Source organism: Sorangium sp. So ce119 (assembly GCF_051524405.1).
Taxonomy (GTDB): domain Bacteria; phylum Myxococcota_A; class Polyangia; order Polyangiales; family Polyangiaceae; genus Sorangium; species Sorangium cellulosum_G.
On record NZ_CP150310.1, the window covers coordinates 644964 to 664294 of the forward strand.

Below are 19331 nucleotides of genomic sequence, written 5' to 3' on the forward strand. Positions count from 1 at the left end.
GTCCCCTTAGAAGGTAAACCGCGCAGCGGCGCCGCCGCCGGTCGGGCTGACGAACGGAGCGACGAACGCCTTCTTCTTCATGCTCGAAGCCGCGGTCTTCGTCTCGGCCGACGTGTCGTCGCTGAGGAGCAGGACCGCCCCGGTGACGCCGAACGTGAGCGCCACGGCGAAGGACATGTCCGCGATGAGCGCGTTGCGGTCGACGCGGTCCGCCGTCTTCGTCGTCGGATCCTTGTCGAAGTCGCTCTTCGCGCTGAGCGCCTGGATGCCGAAGATCGTCCCGACCACGACGCCAGCGCCGGCGAGGCCGAGCGTGACGTAGGCCGGCACCGGGGAGCGCGGCTCGACGGGCGCTGCGGGCGGCGGCGGCTGGGCCGGCGGCGGGGTGGTGGCCGGCGGCGGGGCCGGGGGCTGCGCCGGCGTCGCGGCGACCGGCGGCGGCGCCTGCGGCGTCAGCGTGACGCTGACGTCGCGCGTCTCGGCGAAGCTGACCTCGATCTCCTGGCTCGCGTCCGCGAACCCCTCGGCCGAGACGGTCAGCGTGTGCTTGCCGGGCGGCACGGAGAGCTCCGTGCCCGTCTGCGCCACGCCGTCGATCGCGACCTTGAGGCCCTGCGGCGTCTCCGGCGTGGTCGCCACGCGAACCTTCGCCGGCGTCTTCTTCAGCGCCTCGATGCGCCCCTGCGCCTCGGTGATCTTGTCCTTGAACTTCTCGGCGTCCGGCTTCGAGTCGAGGAACGACTGCCACGCCGCGACCGCCTCGGCCGCGAGCCCCTGCTTGTCGAGCGAGAGCGCGAGCTTGTACTTCGGCGCGGCGCCGGGGACGTGCTCGTCGGCCTGGCGATAGAGGTCGGCCGCGACGGCGTACTCGCCCTTGTCGAACCTGGTCTCGGCCTCCTTGTAGAGCTTCTTCGCCTCGTCCTTCTTCTGCTTCTCGGTCAGCGGCTTCTTCGGCTTCGTGGTGGTCACCGTGGCCGCGGGCTCCGCGGCCTTCCCCGGGGCCGCGGCCGCGGGCGTGCCGGCCGCGGGCGGCGTCGTCCCGGTCGCGGGCGCCGCGGGCGCGGTGGGGGCCGCCTGCGCCGCGGGGGCGGCGGGCTTTGCCGGGGCCATCGTCGGCGCGGCCCCGGCGGGCGCCTGCGCGGCCGGCTTGGCCGCCGGCGGCGCCGCCGGCTTGGCATCCGTCTGCGCGGATGCCGGGCTGACGTTCGTCAGCGTCAGGAGCCCAGAGACCATCGCCGCCGAGGTCAACATCGTCAGCCGGCCCGATCGTGAACGCATACCGTAAGCCCTCCTCCGCGGATAGTGTCGCGTGGGCGCCCACTTAAGCCTTGAAGGCCGCTTTACACAAGGGTTTTCGCGTTCGTTTGGTCGCGCGCGCCCTCGAATTGACGGTTCGTGGCGCGCGTGGCGCCAGGTTCGCCCGCGGCGCCTCAGGACATCAAGGCTCGTCGCCTCGCTCCAGCCATGAAGGGAAGCGAAGCCTCGCCTCGACGCCAAAGCCCAGGGTCGCCTTGCGCATGCGCGCGGTCCGCTCGGCGCCCCGAGGGAGGCTCTCGCGGAGCCGCCGGAGCGCCTCGATGTAGCGCGTGAACCGAGGATCCGAGAACAGCGCGCTGAGGTCCTCCCGGATGCGCCGTATCGTTCCCGGGCTGACGCCATGGCTGCTGAAGCTCATGGTCAGTCCGGGGGCAGCGACGACCGAGGGATTGACGAAATTCGATACCTCCGGACGGTCGAGCGTGCAGACGAGGCGCCCGGCGTCCGTGAGCTCGCGATGGAGGCGCCGCGAGAGCGCGTCGTCGCCCGGGGCGAGGAACACGATCGCCGCGCCGGCGAGATCGTCGTCGACGTACGCGCGCCGGTGCAGCTCGAGCAGCCCCTCCCGGCTGGCTCGCTCGATCGCCCCGTCTACCTGCCCTGGGGCGATGACCGAGACGCGGGCGCCGGCGGCGAGGAGCCGCTCCACGGTGTACGGCGCCTCGCCGTCGCCGCCGATGACGAGGGCCCGCCGGCCGTTGAGATCGAGCGCGATGGGGAAGAGGCGCATGAAGGGAGTAGACACGAACGCGAGCGTCCGCGCAGCGCTCGTCGACCGGCACGACGCCCGGCGGGGGAGGCGGAGGACCGCGGCGAGCTCGCTGCCCGTCCGCGCCGCGAGCGGGTCAACGGCTGGGCGGGCTCTGGGGCGGCGGGGGGGTCGGGGGAAGGAACGGCTGCGTTCGAAATGCGAGCTTCCGGTCGGCGTTCCCGATGCGGGTCACGAACAGGCCGACGAAGGAGCCGAACAGCGAGTCGCCCGGGCCGATCGCGGTGGAGCCGGGCGGGCGGGTGACCCAGCGCTTGATGCGGTCGAGCATCTCGGCGCTCATCGGGTTCACCTCGACGAGGACGGCGACGAAATAGCGGCTGCCGTCACGGAGCAGGGAGCGCTCCGCGAGAGGCAGCCTCCGGGCCTCGGCGCAGTTGCGGAGCACGCCCTCGACATTGACCGCGACCGTGCTCGACTGGCCTCCCGCCTGGATGAGCTGGATCCGGAACACCTCGTCCCAGAGATCATAGACGACGCGGCAGCTCTTGGCGGCGAGCGCCAGAGGGGTGCCCCCGCTCTCGTGGAAGAGGTAGCCGCGCATCGTGATGACGGTGGGGAGCCCGCTGAGCAGCTTCTTCGAGATCTCGCCGTCGACGACGTCGCGGAAGCTCACGGTGAGCTGCACGATCGTCCGGTCGAGCGTCAGGCTCGCCGCCCGCGTGGGCAGCGCGGCCGGCGCGCCGAGCGCCTGCTGCGCGTCGGCGTCCGCGATCTCCTTCGACGGCTGCCGGCCCTCCGCCGCGCCGGGCCGCTCCTGGGCCAGGGACCGGCGCGCGCCGAGGCAGAGCGCCGCGAGCAGCGCCACCTCGATCCACCGCGCCGCGCGCCATCTGAGCGCCGCGAGCGCTCGCCGCGCGCGCCGCCGGATTTCCGCCGCGCGCCGCGCGCCGCGCGCCGCGCGTCTCGGCCCGCGGCCGGCGTCCGAGCAGGTCATTTCCGCTCACCGCGCCGCGCCGGGATCATCCCGAGCAGGTTCGAGAAGGCGAGCGTCACGCCGCCGACCGCCGTGTCGACCCGCAGACCGAGGTTGTAGGTGATGTCCACGGGCACGCGGGAGAAGCCCTCGTACCCGGTCGGCGCGTCGGTGAACTCGCGGCGGGTCGCGAGCCCGTACACTCCCGCGGCGGCGAAGAGATCGACGCCGTAGATGGAGCCGCGTCCGGCATAGACCGGGATGCGGTACTCCGCCTCGATCTTCGCGGCGAAGTCGCCGTACCGGACCTCGATGATGTCCGTGCTGAGGAAGTTCGGCGGCTGCCGCCGATCCGGAGCGAGGTCGAGCAGCCGGTCCGGCAAGAGGTCGGTGAGGTCGCCGACATAGAACTTCTCGAAGAACGGCGCGTCCCCCGCGACAGCGCCGGCGAACGCCTCGACGCGGAGCACGTGCCGCAGCGGCAGGCGGAACCACCGCTGCGCGCCGAACTCGAACTTCTGGTAGCCGTAATCGCTGCCGAGCGGCGGCACCCCCACCGTGACCGCGACGGAGGCGAGCGTGCCCTGCGTCGTCAGGAAGGGCGCGTCGCGCGTGTCATGGTCGATCGCGGCGCGCAGCGACGAGAGCACCGTCCTGCCGCCCAGGATGTCGAAATCGATGGGCTCGCGGCTGTCGCCGCGCATGTGCGACGCGACCGTGGGCACGGTCGCGTCGATCTGCTCCAGGTGGTAGTCGAGCGAGAGCTGCGAGGACGACGAGACGTCGTGACCCGTGCCGAGCGTCGCGCCGAACCGCTTGTAGGCGACGACGGCGTAGCCCGTGACTTCGCGCTGTTCGAGCAGCGGGGACTCGAACGAGACGTCCCGGTTGCCGAAGAAGTCGCGGGCGTCGTTGTAGAGCAAGGTCACCGCGGCCGACCAGCGGGTCCCCACGAACGCGGGGTCGACGAAGCGGGTCCTCAGCGCGAGCTGGTCCGCGGCGAGCCCGACGCCGGCGCCGAGCGTGATGCCGGTGCCGGCGAGGTTGGTCTCGGCGACCTGCACGCCCGTGAACGCGGAGAGCGGCCGCGCGTTGCCGGCCGTGTCCTCGTCGGCCGCGATGCCCAGCCAGAGGTCCTGGACGACGAACGTGTTGCGCTCGACCACGTCGATCACGAGCGTCGCGCTGCCGCGCTCGACCCCTTTGCGGAGCGAGAGCCCGACCGAGGCGAAGAACCCGGTCCCGAGGAGGCGATAACGGGTGAGCTCGATCTCCGGATCCTCGACGTCGAGCACGTCCCCCGCGCGGAACCTGACGTAGCGGAGGAGCACGCGCGCGGCGGTCCGCGCGTTCCCGCGGATCTCGACCCCATCGAGGACGTACCGGACACGATGCCTCGCCTGGAGGGCCGCGCCGGCGGACAGCCCGGTCGCGTGGAGGCGCGCGGCCGCGTGAGGTTGCTGCGCCGCCGCCGGGGGCGCAGCGCCGGCGGCGGTCCCGGCGCGTTGCCCGAAGGCGCGCCCTGGGCACGACCCTACGAGCAGCGCGCTACAGAGCGCGAGGAGTGCGCGGCTGAGCACGGGGGGCAGGGGGATGGCCGGGGCGCGTGAGGGACTCCGGGATCGACGAGGAGCCGCCGGATCTCCGCGAGACCGCCAGAGCCTCCGGAGATCTCAGCGGCGCACCGTAGCATGATCGATCCCCTCGCCGCAGGGGTCCGCCGCGTCGGGCTCGACCGCGCGCGCGGCGTCCGTGTGCTCCGTCAGCGCGCGCAGGTCCAGCCGGGCTGGCGTCGGCTCGACCAGGTGATCGGCCGCTGCGAGCAGCAGCCCCTGGACCTCGGTCCGGACGCTGGCGTCGCGCGTCCAGCGCGCGCCGACGCTCGCGGCGATGGCGCGGGCGAGGAGGAGCTCCGCGCGTCCGCGCACGTCCGCGGGGATCCAGTCGGCGATGAGCGGATCCGCGAGCATGGTCAGCGTCCTGCGTAGCGCGGCGACGCGGCGCGGGCCGAACTGATCCGGCGCGCGCGCCGCGTGACGCGCGAGGCGCAATGCCCTGCGGAGCGCGCGCCGCGCGGCCCTGCCGACCACGGCGCCGCGCACGGTGAGCCGCGCGCGCGGCGCGTCGACGGCGTGCAGCACCGCGGCCAGCGAGAGCCCTCCGGCGATGACGAGCGCCACCGTCGCGGCGGTGGCGCCGGCGCCGCGCAGCTCCCAGCCGCCGGTCGCCGCGACGAAGGCGCAGCCGGCGACCAGCAAGAGCCCCAGCGAGCCGAGCGCGCCCGCCGCATGCGACCGGCCGCGCCACGGCTCGCCTTCGCCCTGGAGGATCCGCGCGTAGCTGTCGGGCGCGATCAGCCGGCCGCCGCTCGGGATGAGGCCCACCATGGCTCGCCGCGCCGCGCGCCCGAGGCCGACCTCCAGCGGGCCGAGCTCGATGCCGGGCGGCTCACGGAACGGGCTCACGCATCCAGGATAGCCCATCCCTCGCCGGCGCGAAGCACGCCGGCGCGACCGTCGCCGCACAGCGCGCAGCGTCGCGGCGGCCGCGGAAGCGCTCCGTCCAGGCGCGCGGTGAGCACCATGCGGCCGGCTTGCGGCTCGCGGCCTGTCGGACGGCAGCGGACGGATTGCGCCAGCTGCGCACGGTCGATACCCTCGGCGTGTGAGAAGCATCGCCGTCGGTGGCCTCGCTCTCGCCGGCGCCACGGCGATCGGGGGCCTCCTGATCGGCAGCCCCGGCTGCAGGGACTCAACCTCCTCGGTCTGCGATGGGCTCTGCGACTGCTGGGAATGCAGCGCCGCTGAGTACGAAGAGTGCCTGGACAGCATGGATGACACCGTCCAGAGCGCCGAGCGGAGGGGCTGCCCAGAGGCGGCGGACGGCCTCGCGCGTTGCGTCAGCGCGGGCTTGGAATGCGCGGCGGACAGGGACGCCGCCGAGCCCACGAGCTGCGAGCGCGAGCAGCAGGCGCTGGCCGTGTGCGGCGTCAGGGTGCCTGTGCTCGGCCCCCTGTGCGAGCGGGGCGTGCAGAGGCACTGGGAGTGTCGGGGCACGGAGCTCGAAGCCAACGCGTGCGAGGGCGCATCGCGGTGCAGGGTCGCCTGCTATGCCGACGCGAGCTGTGACGAGGTGCGGTCCGACAGCTCTCGGCGGCTCATCGACTGTTTCCAGCGGTGCGCGGAGCACGAGCCGACGCGCTGACGCGGCGGTGCGCGGCCGGTCACGGGTCCTCCGACGTTCGCTTCTGCGCGCGCTGCGCCTTCTCGACGAGGCCGCTCGTGCCCATGCGCGACGCGAGCGCCGAGAGGACCGCGCGCAGCGGGACGCCGCGCGACGCGAGGCCGACCAGGAGGTGGTAGATCACATCGGCCGCCTCGGACGCCACGCGTTCGTCGGTCTCCCCGGCGATCGCCTGCGCGAGCTCGCCGGCCTCCTCGCGGAGCTTCGCGCCGATGAGCGGCGCGCCGCCGTCGAGCAGCTTCCGGGTGTAGCTCTTCGTCGCCGAGGACGCCTTGCGCGCCTCGATCTCCCGCTCGAGCGCCTCGAGCAGCGCGGTCGCGTCCTGCCCCTCGTCGGCGGCCTCCGGCTCGTCGTCGCCGCGGGCGTCGACCTGCCGGAAGAAGCAGCTCGAGCTCCCCGTGTGGCATGTCGGGCCGCGGGGCTCGGCGAGGATCAGGAGCGCGTCCCCATCGCAGTCGGCGTGGACGCTCGTCACCGCCAGCGTGTTGCCGCTCGTCGCCCCCTTCTCCCAGAGCTCGCCGCGCGATCGGCTGAAGAAGGTCGCGCGCCCCGTCTCCAGCGTCCGGGCGAGCGACTCCCGCGTCATGTACGCGAGCATCCGGACCTGTCCTGTGAGCCGATCCTGCACGACGGCCGGTATGAGCTTGCCCTCTCCGAATGCGATCTTCACAGCCTATGCCTCTCCGGTGGTGTCGGGCGCCTCGGCGGCGGCGCCGGGTTCGCGGGCCGTCGCCCGGCCCTCGTCCTTCACGATGCCGCGCTTGCCCCGCGACGGCTTGTCGCTGGCCTTCGCCGGCGAGCTTCGCTTCTCGCCCGCCTTGTCGTCCTCGTCCTCGTCGTCGCCCGGCTCGTCGTCCTCGTCCTCGTCGTCGTCTGCGGCCCTGTCCGCGGCGGCGGCGGGGCTGTCCGGGAGGTTGAGCGCCATCGCCTGCTCCGGGTGGTCGAGGGCGGCCTTGTAGTAGATCGCGAACGCGATCGACGCGGCCAGCCCGGTCGCCAGCGCGACGGCCTGGGAGGTCGAATACTGGATCGTCGCGGACGCACCGAACGTCTCGGGCTTGAGGACCACGTACAGGGCGATCGCCGGGACGAAGGCGAGCGCCTGCGTCACCTTCCGCGCCACGCTGTCGCGGACCACGTGGGAGAACCCGATCGCGTACCCCACGGCGAAGATGACGAGGCCGGCGGGGAGCAGCACGTGCTCCGGGAGCGAGGGCGGGATCGAGCCGCGCTCCGCGTCGTCGCGCAGGAGCTCGAGCAGGTAGCGGCAGACGCCGTACGAGAACGTGAACAGGAGGAAGATCTCTCCGCGGAACTTCTGCCGCCTTCGCGCGAGGAGCAGGAGCGTGAGCAGCCCCGCGCCGACGAGCGACTCGTAGATCTGCGTCGGGTGCACGGCGAGCGACGCCTCGGCGGTCGGATCCAGCCCGCGCTCCTTGACGTGCTGCACCCACGCCGGGGACCCGCTGCCGTGGTCCAGCGTACCCTCGGGCCAGTGCGGGAAGGTGCCGAGCTTCTTGAGCCAGGCCGGCGCCGTCTCGCCGAGCGGCCGGCCGAAATCGCAGCCGAAGAGGTAGCACCCGACGCGCGTGATCATGAGCCCCGAGGCGAGGCTCGGGACGGCGACGTCGGCCCACGGGAGCAGCGGGATGCGATGAGAGCGCAGGAACAGGTAGGAGCCGACGAAGCCGCCCAGGAACCCGCCGTACGCCACGAGCCCGCCGCGGCGGATGTCGAACATCGCGCCGAGCGAGTCGAACTCGTCGAGGTTCGTGAGGATGTAGAGCACGCGCGAGCCGACGACCGCTGCGAGCGCGGTGACGACGTAGCAGTTGGCCATCGTCTCCTTCGGCAGGCCGTCGCGCTCCGCGAGCCCGAGCGTCAGGTACCAGCCCACGACGAGCGAGAGGCCGAGCATGACGCCGTAGCTGTAGATGGGCAGCGGACCCAGGGTGTAGGTCTGCCCCTTGAACTGGGAGGCGAGGGCGGCGAGCGCGACGCCCGCGATGCCCGCCGCGGTGGCGGCCGGTTTGTTCTTCGCGAGGAACAGCCCGATCGCGCCCGCGAAAGCGATGCCCGCAGCGATCAGGAAGACCCAGAGCAGGGGCACGGTCCACACGGGCAGCGGGACGCGAAACAGGATGGGATGCATGGCGCCTCTCCTTACGCCTGGGATTGGGCACCATCAAGCGCCGTCTCTCGGGCATGACGCAGCGGGCCAAGGCGCTCGTAGACGCTTGTCCGGCCGCATCGGGCGAACGCGATGCGCCCGGGCTGACAGCGCAGCGTCGTCCCCCTTCTGACGATGACGTCCGCGAGCGGCCCTCGAAGTCCGCGCGCGCCGCTGCTAGCATCGATTCCGTGCTCTCTGGCCGTGCCGCCGTCAGCGTCTTCGCAGTCCCCGGGCTGCTCGCGAGCGCGTCGTGCGTCCCCGAAGGGCCGGCCACAGGCGACGCGAGCGCGCGGCCGGCCGGGGCGGTCGCCACGTCGGCGTCCTCCGCGGCGGCGGGGGCGGTTCAGGGCGCGAAGGGCGCGGGTGTGTTCGAGGACGACTTCAACCGGTCGGCGCTTGGCGCCGACTGGAACGCGCTCAGCCCCGCGTGGAAGATCGAAGATGGCCGGCTCTGCGCGCGCGCCGCGAGGAACCGCGGCGTGTGGCTGAAGCGGCCGCTGCCGGTGAACGCGCGGATCGAGTTCGACGCCATCGCCGAGGCCCCCGACGGCGATCTGAAGGCGGAGCTCTGGGGAGATGGACGGAGCGGTGCGACGGCGGCGAGCTACACGAACGCGACGAGCTACCTCGTGATCCTCGGCGGGTGGAAGAACACGAAGCACGTGCTCGCCCGGCTCGACGAGCACGGCGAAGATCGACTGGAGATCGACGTCGATCCGGACAGCGATGACGAGCGAGCGCGCCCGGTCGCGCCGGGGCAGCCGTACCGCTTCCGGATCGAGCGCCACGACGGAAAGACGCTCTCCTGGTCGGTGAACGGCGTCGAGTACCTGGAGCTCAGCGATCCCGAGCCGCTCTCCGGACCGGGGCACGAGCACCTGGGCTTCAACGAATGGGATGCGCCGGTCTGCTTCGACAACCTGCGGATCACGCCCGTCTAGCCGCGATGGAATCGAGCGAGATCGAGCGGGAGCTTGAGGAGCTGGAGACGCGCATCGAGCGGCTGCGCGCGCTGTACGAGCAGTACTTCATGGGGATCGAGCGTCTGGAGCCGCTCATCCCGCGCAAGGACGTCGACCGTCGCATCTGGGTGATGCGGCGCGAGCAGATCAGGAACACCGGGCTCCGGTTCAAGTTCCAGATGCTGTTCCAGCGCTACAACACGTTCCAGCAGTACTGGGGCCGCATCGCGCGCGAGATCGAGAACGGGACGTACCGCCGCGACGTCATCCGCGCGGCGAAGCGGGTCGGGGCGAAGGAAGCGCTCACGATCGTCGGGCGCAAGCGGGCGGAGCGCTACGCGGGCCTCGCCGAGCAGCAGGCGACGGCGCGCGAGGAGCCCCGCCGCGGCGATGACGCCGAGGATCACGAGGAGATCGACGTCGACGACGAGGCGGTCACGCTGGCGCCTCCGCCGTTGCCCCCCGCGCCGCCGGCGCGAAAGCAAGCGCTCGCCGTCGAGGGCGCCGCTCTGCGCGACGCCCCCGCGCAGCCGATCGCGCCGGAGGCATCGAGCGCCGCGCCCGCAGGCCCGCAGGTACGCCCGCTCGTCGCGCTCGTGCCGCCTGCTCCACCCCAGGCCACGGCCGCCGTGAAGCCCGCCCCGCTCGGAGGGTTGCCTCGCGGGCTCGGCCTCACCAGGCCTCAGCAGAAGCCCGCGGCGATCAAGCCCGCGGAGGCAAAGCCGTCGGAGGCCTCCCCCACAGGCGGCAGGACGTCCGCGCGCCCCGCAGCCGACCGGAGCCAGCCCGCGGCGGCGGGCACCACGAGCCGTCAACGGCTGGCCGAGCTCGCGGCGGAGATGCGCGCTCAGCGCGCGCAGAGCGGCCCGGTCGGCGACGCGACGAAGGTCGCGGCCGCACCGCCGGTCCTCCAGGCGGACGTCGCGCCTGAACCCCCGCCCCCGCCGAAGCGACCGCCGCCGCCCCCCGTCAGACCGCCGCCGGCCCCTCCCGCGCCGACGCCAGCGGCCGCCCCCGCCGTGGCGCCCGCGGCGACGGGCGCTGGAGCGAGGCGGCAGGAGCGCGTGCACTCGGACCGCCCGCCGTCGACCCGGCGCCGTCGCTCCACCGTGCCGCCTGCCGCGGACGCCGGCACGACGAGCGGAGCTCGGCATGCGGCACAGCGCGCGTCGTCGCGCCCCCCGGAGGCCGCGCGCGCGGGCCTCGACGCTGGCGTGCGCGCACGACCCGCGCCGCCCCCGCAGCGGCCCGCCGCGCGCGACGACGATCTCCCGGAGCAGCGGCTGCGTCAGATTTACGCGAAGTACGTCGAGACCAAGCGCGCGGCGCGCGAGTCGACGGCCGGCGTCACCTACGAGCGCCTGGCCGAGAGCCTCCGCGCGCAGGCCGCGAAGCTGCGCGCGACGAACCCGGCCAGGTCCGTCGACTACGACGTCGTCGTCAAGGACGGCAAGACGCTGCTGAAGCCGATCCTCAAGTAACCGGCAGCCGAAGGGCCGACGCCATCAGCGAGCACGGACGCGACCGGTCAAGGCCGGCGTCGCAGCGTCATGACGCACGGACAGAACCCGACGCCGCGAGCGCCAGGAGGCTGAGCTCGCCGCGCAATGCTCGGCTCGCTGCGCTCCTAAAGGGCGCTCGCTACGTCTGGTGGCTGGGTGGGTGGCGATGTTCTGGCAGGTCAGTGATGTGCGACGCGACGCCAGAGCTGCGGCAGGCGCTGGACCCGCGAGGGGACCGCGCCTTCGTCCTCGACGAAGAGGATCGCGCAAGCCGTGCGGTCGGCTTCGCGCATCCTCGCGCATAAGTCGGCCAGGTCGTCATCGGCGTCCACAACGTCGGCCTCGGCCGGCTGGGGAGCGCCCTGAACGTACCTGACATTGTCAAGGGCGACCCATCGCCCAGCGAACTCTTCAGAACGACATATGTCGCGCCATGTCATTCGAGGCGCGGCCAAACGAATCTTACTGCCCATTTCCCGTGAGCGACCTTCTCCCCCATGTTCCAAAGTCAAGAGCCGACCTAACAAGCCAGGGTGCGGCGTCCAATGAGCTTTCAGAACCTCAGGGCGGGATCTAGCACCTGTCAAAATCGGGCGTCAAGGCAAGCCTGGAACAGCTGGGACCCCCTGGGCGTTGTACCCAGCCCCTCACGACGTTACGTCGTCACTGGCAGCGCGCCGGTAGCTGGGACATCGCTTCGCTCGCCCCGATCCGCGCGGCGGCCAGCGCGTGGGATTTGGCCCCACATCCCTTGGACGCCACGGCTCGCTTGGCGCTCGCGCCGATCGCGGATCGCGCCTCGGCCTTCCTGGGTCCGTCGCAGCCCGCGTAGCGCTTCACCGCGAGGTCCGTGTTGCCGCCGTTCGCCAGGTTGATCGCGGCCCTGCACTCCTGCTCGGCCTTCTCGTTGCCAGCGGGCGCGGCCTTGGGCCCGGCGGTCGCCGTCGGCGTGCCCTTCGGACCTTCGCCCGGGGACGCCTTGACGGGCTCTTCCTTGTCGGGCGGGGGCTCGGGGGCGGAGGGCTCGCTCGTGGGCACGGCCACGGTGGGGTCCGAGGTCACGGTGACCGACGGCGCGCTCGGCAGCGGGATCAGGTTCGAGGCGCTCTCGTCGGTCGCATTCCCGCTGCCCCCCCTCGTCATCATGATGATGCCCACGACGCCGAGCACCGCGGCGGCCGCGACGGCCGCGAGGATCGGGGCGGTCTTGTTCTTCTGCGCGGGTGGGGGCGGCGGCGCGGGGAACACCTGGCCGCTGCCCGTGTGCACGGGCGGGTGCGCAGGCACCGCGCCCGACGGCATCGCCGCCTGATCCATGACGGTGGCCGCGTGATGGCCGGCCTGGGGGTTGACGACGGTCCTGCCGGCCCCCGTGGGCGGTCCCGCGACGAAGAGCGGCTCGCCGATCTGGGTCTGACTCGAGCGCGACGGCATCAGCGCGGTCCCGCTGGTCGGGGCCTCGAGGCCGACCTGGGTGCGCGGCGCCGCCCCGAGCACCGAGAGGCGGGGCCCTGCGCCGATCGTGAGCTCCTCGTAGAACTCCCGCGCCGACTGCTGGCGGTCCTCGCGCTTCTTGCTGAGGGCCCTCATGACGGCGGCCTTCATCTTCGGCGGCGCCGCGGCGCCCATCGGCACGGCCTCGAACGGGAACGGCTGCGCTGTCATGTGCTGCGTCGCCCACGCCCACGGCGTGTCGGCCTCGAACGGCAGGCGCCCGGTGAGCATCTCGTAGGTCAGCACGCCGAGCGAGTAGATGTCGCTCCTCGCGTCGAGCTCCGTCCCCGTGAACTGCTCGGGGCTCATGTACGGCGGCGTGCCGAGCACCATTCCCTGCTGCGTCAGCTTCTGCTCGGCCTTGGCGCTGCGGTCGTCGCGCTTGGCGATGCCGAAGTCGAGGACCTTGACGTAGTCCTCCTCGCCGGCGCGCCTGGTCAAGAAGATGTTGGCGGGCTTCAGATCGCGGTGCACGATCCCCTTCTCGTGCGCCTCCTGGAGCGACCCGCACGCCTGCGCGACGATGCGATCGACCCGCTCGGGAGAGAGCGCGCCGCCCCTCTCGAGCGCCTCCTCGAGCGACTGCCCGTTGAGGAGTTCCATCGCGATGTAGAGCTCCCCGGTGTTCGTCTGACCGAAGTCGTAGACCTTGATCGTGTTCGGGTGCTCGAGCTCGCTGACCGTGCCGCACTCCCGCATGAAGCGCGCGACCACCTGCGGGTCCTTCGCGTGCTGCGAGAGCAGCGTCTTGACGGCGACCTTCCGCACCGACGTCCCCATCGGCTGCTCGCCGTTGTAGACGCGGCCCATCCCGCCCTCGCCGAGCACCCCGACGATCCGGAACCGGCCGCCGACGATCGTGCCGATGAGCGGATCTGCTTCCACCGGCGCGACAGGGAGGAGCGCGCCGCACGTGGCGCAGAAGCGCGCCCCATCGATGTTTGGCTGATGGCAAGCGGGACAGTCCATGCGATCGAACCTCTACCCCCGAAGCATGACGAGACGCGCCCGTCGTCTCGGGCCGCGCTGCTGCGCGCCCGGGCGAAGGTGCGCGGGGCAGGATCGCAGCAGCCGCGCGCCGAGCGCAAGGGAGCTCTCGCGGTGCCGCCGTGACGGCGCGCGGCGCGCTCGCGGCAGCGCCGCGCGCCGTCGCGGGCCGGGTCAGGCGCTGCGGCGCGGGCCTCGCCGCGCACGACTGGACGGCGCGGGAGCGCGCGGGTCGGCGCGCGCTGCGACGCGAGATTCGACGCAGGTTTCGCCGAACGTGTGACGTTCATCTTGAAAGCGGGCAGCTCTCGAGCGAGATACGCGCCGCCGGACGGGGCGGGCGCTCCCGCCGCCCGACGCGACGGACCGCGCTCCCGGCGCGGATTCCAGCGAAACGGACGAAAACGATGCACACCGCTTGACACGTCTCTTGCAGGGGGCTAAGAGCCTCCTCCCTTCGCGGGACTCGTCTACCTTCGGAGCGACGTGAGCGGTACCAACGGCTTCACCTCGCTGCGGTCCAGCCCGATCGGGACACTCCGAACGGCGCAGGCAGACGGTCCAGCAGGGCCGGGAGTAGATTGCTCGCACAGAAGTGATCGGTCTTGGGACAGTTCGCTAGGTCAGCACGCACGCCTCCCGGAGCCTCGGGGGCGAGCAGCGGGTCGATGTCGCTGGCGTAGCTCAATCGGTAGAGCACCTGCCTTGTAAGCAGGGGGTTAGGGGTTCAAGTCCCCTCGCCAGCTCCGATGCAAGGCAGCAGGTCGACGGTTCTGGAGGTCACGGTAGGGAGAAGATCCGGTAAGATCGGATAGTAGAAGAATTCTGGAGGGTTGCCCGAGCGGCCAAAGGGAGCAGACTGTAAATCTGCCGGCAATGCCTACGATGGTTCGAATCCATCACCCTCCACCGGGGCGGTCTTTCGCTCCGACAGCGATCCGACCAAGATACACATCCGCCGGGACCATTCCCGGCGGGCGCCCGCGGGCGTAGCTCAGTTGGTAGAGCGTCAGCCTTCCAAGCTGAACGTCGCCGGTTCGAACCCGGTCGCCCGCTCTGTGGTCGGTCGTTTGCCCACCTAGCTCAGTTGGCAGAGCACGTCCTTGGTAAGGACGAGGTCGTCGGTTCAATCCCGATGGTGGGCTCCAGCGAGGACAGCGCAACGCATCCGCGAACTTCATTCCGGCAGGAGACATCTCGATGGCCAAGGAGAAATTCACTCGTACGAAGCCGCACGTGAACGTGGGCACCATCGGCCACATCGACCACGGCAAGACCACGCTCACCGCGGCGCTCGTCAAGGTGCAGTCGAAGCGCCAGCTGGCGAAGGCGATCTCGTACGCCGACATCGCCAAGGGCGGGACGGTCCGTGACGAGACCAAGACGGTGACCATCGCGGCGGCGCACGTGGAGTACGAGTCGGTCAACCGCCACTACGCGCACGTCGACTGTCCCGGGCACGCCGACTACATCAAGAACATGATCACCGGCGCGGCGCAGATGGACGGGGCGATCCTCGTCGTGTCGTCGCTCGACAGCGTGATGCCGCAGACGCGCGAGCACGTGCTCCTCGCCCGCCAGGTCGGCCTGAACCACATCGTCGTGTTCCTCAACAAGTGTGACGCCGTGGACGACCCGGAGATGCTCGACCTTGTCGAGATGGAGGTCCGCGAGCTCCTGTCGAAGTACAAGTTCGACGGCGACAACGCGCCGGTCATCCGGGGCGCGTCGCTGCCGGCGCTTCAGGGCGACCCGAAGTGGGAGGAGACGATCCAGCAGCTCCTCAACGCGCTCGACAGCTACATCCCCGAGCCGGTGCGCGACATCGACAAGCCGTTCCTGATGGCGATCGAGGACGTGTTCTCGATCAAGGGCCGCGGCACGGTGGCCACGGGCCGCATCGAGCGCGGCATCATCAAGGTCGGCGACGAGGTCCAGATCATCGGCTTCAAGGACACGAAGAAGTCGGTCGTGACCGGCGTCGAGATGTTCCGGAAGCTGCTCGATCAGGGTCAGGCGGGCGACAACGTCGGCTGCCTCCTCCGCGGCGTGGAGAAGGAAGAGATCGAGCGCGGCCAGGTGCTCGCGAAGCCCGGGTCGATCACGCCGCACACGAAGTTCACCGGTGAGGTGTACGTCCTCAAGAAGGAGGAGGGCGGGCGCCACACGCCGTTCTTCACCAACTACCGGCCGCAGTTCTACATCCGGACGACGGACGTGACCGGCACGGTGAACCTCCCCGAGGGGGTGAAGATGGTGATGCCGGGTGACAACATCACGATGACGATCGAGCTCATCGCCCCGGTCGCGCTGGAGGAGCAGATGCGCTTCGCCATCCGCGAGGGCGGCAAGACGGTGGGCGCCGGCGTCGTCACCAAGATCCTCGCGTAGGAGGCCGACGTGGGCGAGCAGGCCGGTGGGTGGCGTGCGGCGCGCATCGCCGTCTCACTGGCCTGCAGCGAGTGCAAGTCGCGGAACTACAAGACGACGAAGTCGCCCGACCAGGTGGTTTCGCTCAAGAAGTTCTGCAAGCAGTGCAAAAAGCACACGGTTCACAACGAGACGAAGTGAACGGGTGCTCAGGAAGGCGCAGCGGTTCTAGGGGTATAGCTCAGTTGGTAGAGCAGCGGATTCCAAATCCGCAGGTCGGGAGTTCGAGCCTCTCTGCCCCTGCCGGGGAATGCGGGCGCCCAGGGGCGGCCCTCGGAGCCCCATCGAGCAGGTTTCTGCCTGCCGCGGGTCGGCGCGTTTGGTGTGGTTATGGCGAAGGGTCAAAAAGACAAGCAGACGCCGAAGGTCGCGGAGGATGGGGAGCCGGAGGAATCCGGACCGATCGTGCCCGCCGAGACGTCGTCCCTCGCGACGCGGAGCGACGAGCCGGAGGCGGCTGACGCAGACGGCGCCGGCGAGCCGGAAGAGGCGGAGGAAGAGGCCGCTGCCGCTCAGCTCGGGACCGAGCGTTACGTGCTTGCCGGCTTCTTCGCGGCCGGGATGCTGCTCGCCTACCTGCTCGGCAAGATCGTCCACGGCGTCTGGGCGACCCTCTCCAACAAGGACTGGTTCAGCCGGACGCTCCCGGCGTTGTCGGCGGTGGGCGACGACGACAAGGCGACCTACGGGATGGTCGTCGGCGGCATCGTCGCGCTCGTGGTCGTGGTGCGCTCGTTCCGCAACGCGGAGCTCCGCACCTGGAGCGACGAGGTCGCTGCCGAGCTGGCCAAGGTGAAGTGGCCGACCAAGAAAGAGGTGACGAACGCGACGTTCGTCGTGATCGCGACGACCACCGTAGCGACCCTCTACCTGGCGCTGCTCGACCGCTTCTGGGCATTCGTGACCAACATCGTTTACGGCGATGGAAGCTGAAGCAGGGAGATCCTGAGGGAATCAAGCGCCATGGCCAAGAAGTGGTACGTCATCCATACCTACTCGGGATACGAGGCGAAGGTGCGCGACGCGCTCCAGCAGCGCGTGAAGCAGTACGGACTGGAAGATCGGTTCGGCGAGATCCTCATCCCGAGCGAGACGGTCACGGAGAACCGTCCTGGTGGCAAGACTCGCGTTCGCCAGAAGCTCAGCCTGCCCGGTTACATCTTCGTCGAGATGGACATGAACGAGCAGGTCTGGCACCTGGTCAAGGACACACCCAAGGTGACCGGCTTCATCGGCAACCAGACGCCGCAGGAGGTCCCGATCGTTCAGATCGACAATCTCCGGCGGGGGATCGTCGAGGGAGCGGTCAAGCCGAAGCCCCGGCTCACGTTCGAGGTGGGTGAGGAGGTGCGGGTGCTCGACGGGGCCTTCGCGAACTTCACCGGCACGGTCGACGACGTGAAGATGGATAAGCAGAAGCTCAAGGTGAAGGTCAGCATCTTCGGCCGGCCCACCAGCGTCGAGCTCGACTTCTCTGCCGTGGAGAAGCGCTAGCCAGGGACGAACGGCTGCAAACCTGCGGGCGAGGACCGCGCCTCCGCGGTACTTCACTGTTTCTCTGAAAGTAGACCGCCCGTCGGGCGGCGGTTCGATAGGGTGCGAGATTCATCATGGCGAAGAAAGTCACTGGGTACGTGAAGCTGCAGCTTCCGGCGGGCAAGGCCAACCCGTCGCCCCCCGTCGGTCCGGCGCTCGGCCAGCACGGCGTCAACATCATGGCGTTCTGCAAGGACTTCAACTCGCGGACGGCGGCGCAGGGAGACATGATCATCCCGGTGGTGATCACGGTCTTCTCGGACCGCTCGTTCACGTTCATCCTCAAGACGCCGCCGGCCTCCGTGCTCCTCAAGAAGGCGGCGGGGCTTGAGACGAAGAAGAAGCCGGGCGCGGGCTCCAAGGAGCCCAACAAGGTCAAGGTGGGCAAGGTGACGCAGAAGCAACTGCAGGAGCTTGCCCAGCTCAAGATGCAGGACATGAACACGACGAACCTCGAGTCCGCGATGCGCAGCATGGCGGGCACCGCCCGCTCGATGGGCATCGACATCGTCGACTGAGGTTGGTCGCAGCCGCGCCCCGCGATCGGGGCGCGCGCCCGCCCAGGCGGCCCTCGAACGAGGGGGCCACGGCGGGCAGAGTAAGGACTTACCACGGTAGTTTTAGGCGCACCGTGGGAGGCGAGAGCCGTTAAGAAGGAGGGCATGTGCCGAAAGTCGCCAAGAAGAAGGTCGCAGCGCGAGCAGTCGTCGATCGCGCTCGAAAGTACACGTTGCAGGAGGCGTGCGCGCTCGTGAAGCAAGCCGCACCCGCCAAGTTCGACGAAACCGTGGACCTCGCGGTCCGGCTGGGGGTCAACCCGCGGCACGCTGACCAGATGGTCCGCGGCGCCGTGGTGCTCCCGCATGGCACGGGGCAGTCGCTCCGGGTGTTGGTGTTCGCCAAGGGCGAGAAGGCCAGGGAGGCCGAGGCTGCCGGCGCCGACTTTGTCGGTGAGGCGGATCTCGTGAACAAGGTCCAGGAAGGCTTCATGGACTTTGACCGCGTGATCGCCACGCCCGACATGATGGGTCTGGTCGGCAAGCTCGGCCGTATCCTCGGTCCGCGCGGCCTGATGCCGAACCCGAAGGTCGGGACCGTGACGTTCGACGTGAAGACGGCCATCTCGGAGGCCAAGGCCGGCAAGGTCGAGTACCGCGTCGAGAAGGCGGGCATCGTGCACGCCCGCATCGGCAAGGTCTCCTTCGCGGAGAACGCGCTCCACGTGAACGCGGACGCGCTGATCCAGGCGCTCGTCCGGGCCAAGCCGGCGACGGCGAAGGGCATCTACCTCCGGAGCATCACGATGTCCTCGACGATGGGCCCGGGGGTTCGCATCGACCCGGTCCACTTCATCGGCAAGGCAGAGGAGGCGTAGCCCATGGAACGGTCCCAGAAGGAAGCGGTTGTCGGCTCAGTCCGGCAGAAGTTCGAGCGGATGTCTTCCGCGGTCTTCCTGGATTTCAAGGGAATGAACGTCGAGGCGGTCACCAAGCTTCGCGATGAGTTCCGGAAGTCCGGCGTGGAGTACCGGGTCGTGAAGAACACGCTCGTCCGCCACGCCATCAAGGAGCACCCCTGGGCGAACACCCTCGTGAAGAGCCTGGCCGGCATGACCGGTGTGGCCTGGAGCTACGAGGATCCGAGCGCGGCAGCCAAGGTCGTCAAGGCGTTCCGCAAGGACAACCAGAAGCTCCAGATCAAGGCCGGGCTCATCGAGGGGCAGATCCTCTCGGGCGACGCCGTCGAGACGCAACTCGCGACGATGCCCGGCAAGGATGAGCTCCGTGCCACCCTGCTCGCGACGCTCCAGGCGCCGCTCCAGCAGTTCGTGCAGCAGCTCAACGCGCCTCTCCAGAATTTCGCTTATCTCCTGAAGGCGAAGGAAGACGCGGGCTCGTCCGGTTGAGCGGGCGCTTTCGTATCAATTGGGCCTTGCGCCCGTCTGGTTTTGGTTTACATGGCCCCCTCCCCGGGGCGCGCAGAAGAGTTTGAAGGAGTCTTG

18 protein-coding genes and 5 tRNA genes are annotated in these 19331 nt (G+C 70.5%); 15 read left to right on the forward strand and 8 right to left on the reverse strand.

Annotated features, from left to right (window positions below; all coding sequences use genetic code 11):
• Positions 1 to 6 precede the first annotated feature (6 nt).
• The 5 genes from WME76_RS02650 to WME76_RS02670 all read right to left on the reverse strand — a co-directional run bounded on the left by WME76_RS02650 (position 7) and on the right by WME76_RS02670 (position 5467).
• Positions 7 to 1278, reverse strand: coding sequence for a PEGA domain-containing protein (locus WME76_RS02650; RefSeq protein WP_437958654.1), 1272 nt, complete (start codon positions 1276 to 1278; stop codon positions 7 to 9).
• A 160-nt stretch (positions 1279 to 1438) separates the two neighbouring features.
• Positions 1439 to 2062: a precorrin-2 dehydrogenase/sirohydrochlorin ferrochelatase family protein gene (locus WME76_RS02655; RefSeq protein WP_437958655.1), complete on the reverse strand. Its 624-nt coding sequence runs from the start codon at positions 2060 to 2062 to the stop codon at positions 1439 to 1441.
• Positions 2063 to 2162: 100 nt separating this feature from the next.
• The gene (locus WME76_RS02660; RefSeq protein WP_437958656.1) at positions 2163 to 2894 is read right to left on the reverse strand and encodes a hypothetical protein; all 732 of its coding nucleotides are present in this window, start codon (positions 2892 to 2894) and stop codon (positions 2163 to 2165) included.
• Positions 2895 to 3019: 125 nt separating this feature from the next.
• Positions 3020 to 4582 (reverse strand): BamA/TamA family outer membrane protein, encoded by a 1563-nt coding sequence (locus WME76_RS02665; RefSeq protein WP_437958657.1) that lies wholly within the window; start codon positions 4580 to 4582, stop codon positions 3020 to 3022.
• A 93-nt stretch (positions 4583 to 4675) separates the two neighbouring features.
• Positions 4676 to 5467 carry a hypothetical protein gene (locus WME76_RS02670; protein ID WP_437958658.1) on the reverse strand — a complete coding sequence of 264 codons (792 nt, stop codon included), beginning with the start codon at positions 5465 to 5467 and terminating at the stop codon, positions 4676 to 4678.
• Positions 5468 to 5831: 364 nt separating this feature from the next.
• On the opposite strand from WME76_RS02670, the gene WME76_RS02675 reads away from it, so the two are divergent.
• Positions 5832 to 6206, forward strand: coding sequence for a hypothetical protein (locus WME76_RS02675; RefSeq protein ID WP_437958659.1), 375 nt, complete (start codon positions 5832 to 5834; stop codon positions 6204 to 6206).
• A gap of 19 nt (positions 6207 to 6225) precedes the next feature.
• Here the strand turns inward: WME76_RS02675 and hisIE are convergent, their stop codons facing one another.
• Positions 6226 to 6915 (reverse strand): bifunctional phosphoribosyl-AMP cyclohydrolase/phosphoribosyl-ATP diphosphatase HisIE, encoded by a 690-nt coding sequence (gene hisIE / locus WME76_RS02680; protein WP_437958660.1) that lies wholly within the window; start codon positions 6913 to 6915, stop codon positions 6226 to 6228.
• Between the two features lie 3 nt (positions 6916 to 6918).
• On the reverse strand, positions 6919 to 8397 hold the full coding sequence (locus tag WME76_RS02685) for a prolipoprotein diacylglyceryl transferase (protein WP_437958661.1): 1479 nt from the start codon (positions 8395 to 8397) through the stop codon (positions 6919 to 6921).
• A gap of 209 nt (positions 8398 to 8606) precedes the next feature.
• Here WME76_RS02685 and WME76_RS02690 point away from each other — a divergent pair, with 209 nt between their 5' ends.
• Both WME76_RS02690 and WME76_RS02695 read left to right on the forward strand, forming a co-directional pair.
• On the forward strand, positions 8607 to 9359 hold the full coding sequence (locus tag WME76_RS02690; protein WP_437958662.1) for a hypothetical protein: 753 nt from the start codon (positions 8607 to 8609) through the stop codon (positions 9357 to 9359).
• A gap of 5 nt (positions 9360 to 9364) precedes the next feature.
• Positions 9365 to 10861 (forward strand): MXAN_5187 C-terminal domain-containing protein, encoded by a 1497-nt coding sequence (locus tag WME76_RS02695; RefSeq protein WP_437958663.1) that lies wholly within the window; start codon positions 9365 to 9367, stop codon positions 10859 to 10861.
• Between the two features lie 684 nt (positions 10862 to 11545).
• Here WME76_RS02695 and WME76_RS02700 read toward each other — a convergent pair.
• Entirely contained in the window at positions 11546 to 13345 is a 1800-nt protein-coding gene (locus WME76_RS02700; RefSeq protein ID WP_437958664.1) for a serine/threonine-protein kinase, read from the reverse strand.
• Positions 13346 to 14036: 691 nt separating this feature from the next.
• Between WME76_RS02700 and WME76_RS02705 the strand changes: the two genes are divergently transcribed.
• The 12 genes from WME76_RS02705 to rplJ all read left to right on the forward strand — a co-directional run bounded on the left by WME76_RS02705 (position 14037) and on the right by rplJ (position 19235).
• Positions 14037 to 14109: transfer RNA gene (locus WME76_RS02705), tRNA-Thr, on the forward strand.
• 81 nt (positions 14110 to 14190) lie between these two features.
• Positions 14191 to 14272 (forward strand) — tRNA-Tyr (locus tag WME76_RS02710).
• 74 nt (positions 14273 to 14346) lie between these two features.
• A tRNA-Gly gene (locus WME76_RS02715) sits at positions 14347 to 14419 on the forward strand.
• 16 nt (positions 14420 to 14435) lie between these two features.
• Positions 14436 to 14511 (forward strand) — tRNA-Thr (locus WME76_RS02720).
• A gap of 52 nt (positions 14512 to 14563) precedes the next feature.
• Positions 14564 to 15754 (forward strand): elongation factor Tu, encoded by a 1191-nt coding sequence (tuf, locus tag WME76_RS02725; protein ID WP_433933685.1) that lies wholly within the window; start codon positions 14564 to 14566, stop codon positions 15752 to 15754.
• 9 nt (positions 15755 to 15763) lie between these two features.
• The gene (rpmG, locus tag WME76_RS02730) at positions 15764 to 15934 is read left to right on the forward strand and encodes a 50S ribosomal protein L33 (RefSeq protein ID WP_437958665.1); all 171 of its coding nucleotides are present in this window, start codon (positions 15764 to 15766) and stop codon (positions 15932 to 15934) included.
• A gap of 29 nt (positions 15935 to 15963) precedes the next feature.
• Positions 15964 to 16036: transfer RNA gene (locus WME76_RS02735), tRNA-Trp, on the forward strand.
• 87 nt (positions 16037 to 16123) lie between these two features.
• Positions 16124 to 16726 (forward strand): preprotein translocase subunit SecE, encoded by a 603-nt coding sequence (gene secE / locus WME76_RS02740; RefSeq protein ID WP_437958666.1) that lies wholly within the window; start codon positions 16124 to 16126, stop codon positions 16724 to 16726.
• A gap of 30 nt (positions 16727 to 16756) precedes the next feature.
• Positions 16757 to 17287 (forward strand): transcription termination/antitermination protein NusG, encoded by a 531-nt coding sequence (nusG, locus tag WME76_RS02745; protein ID WP_061618351.1) that lies wholly within the window; start codon positions 16757 to 16759, stop codon positions 17285 to 17287.
• Positions 17288 to 17403: 116 nt separating this feature from the next.
• Positions 17404 to 17847 carry a 50S ribosomal protein L11 gene (gene rplK / locus WME76_RS02750; RefSeq protein ID WP_020732610.1) on the forward strand — a complete coding sequence of 148 codons (444 nt, stop codon included), beginning with the start codon at positions 17404 to 17406 and terminating at the stop codon, positions 17845 to 17847.
• 146 nt (positions 17848 to 17993) lie between these two features.
• Positions 17994 to 18704, forward strand: a complete 711-nt coding sequence (rplA, locus tag WME76_RS02755; RefSeq protein ID WP_061618349.1) for a 50S ribosomal protein L1 — start codon at positions 17994 to 17996, stop codon at positions 18702 to 18704.
• Positions 18705 to 18707: 3 nt separating this feature from the next.
• Complete coding sequence (gene rplJ / locus WME76_RS02760) at positions 18708 to 19235, forward strand: 50S ribosomal protein L10 (protein ID WP_061618348.1); 528 nt, start codon at positions 18708 to 18710, stop codon at positions 19233 to 19235.
• Positions 19236 to 19331: the final 96 nt, after the last annotated feature.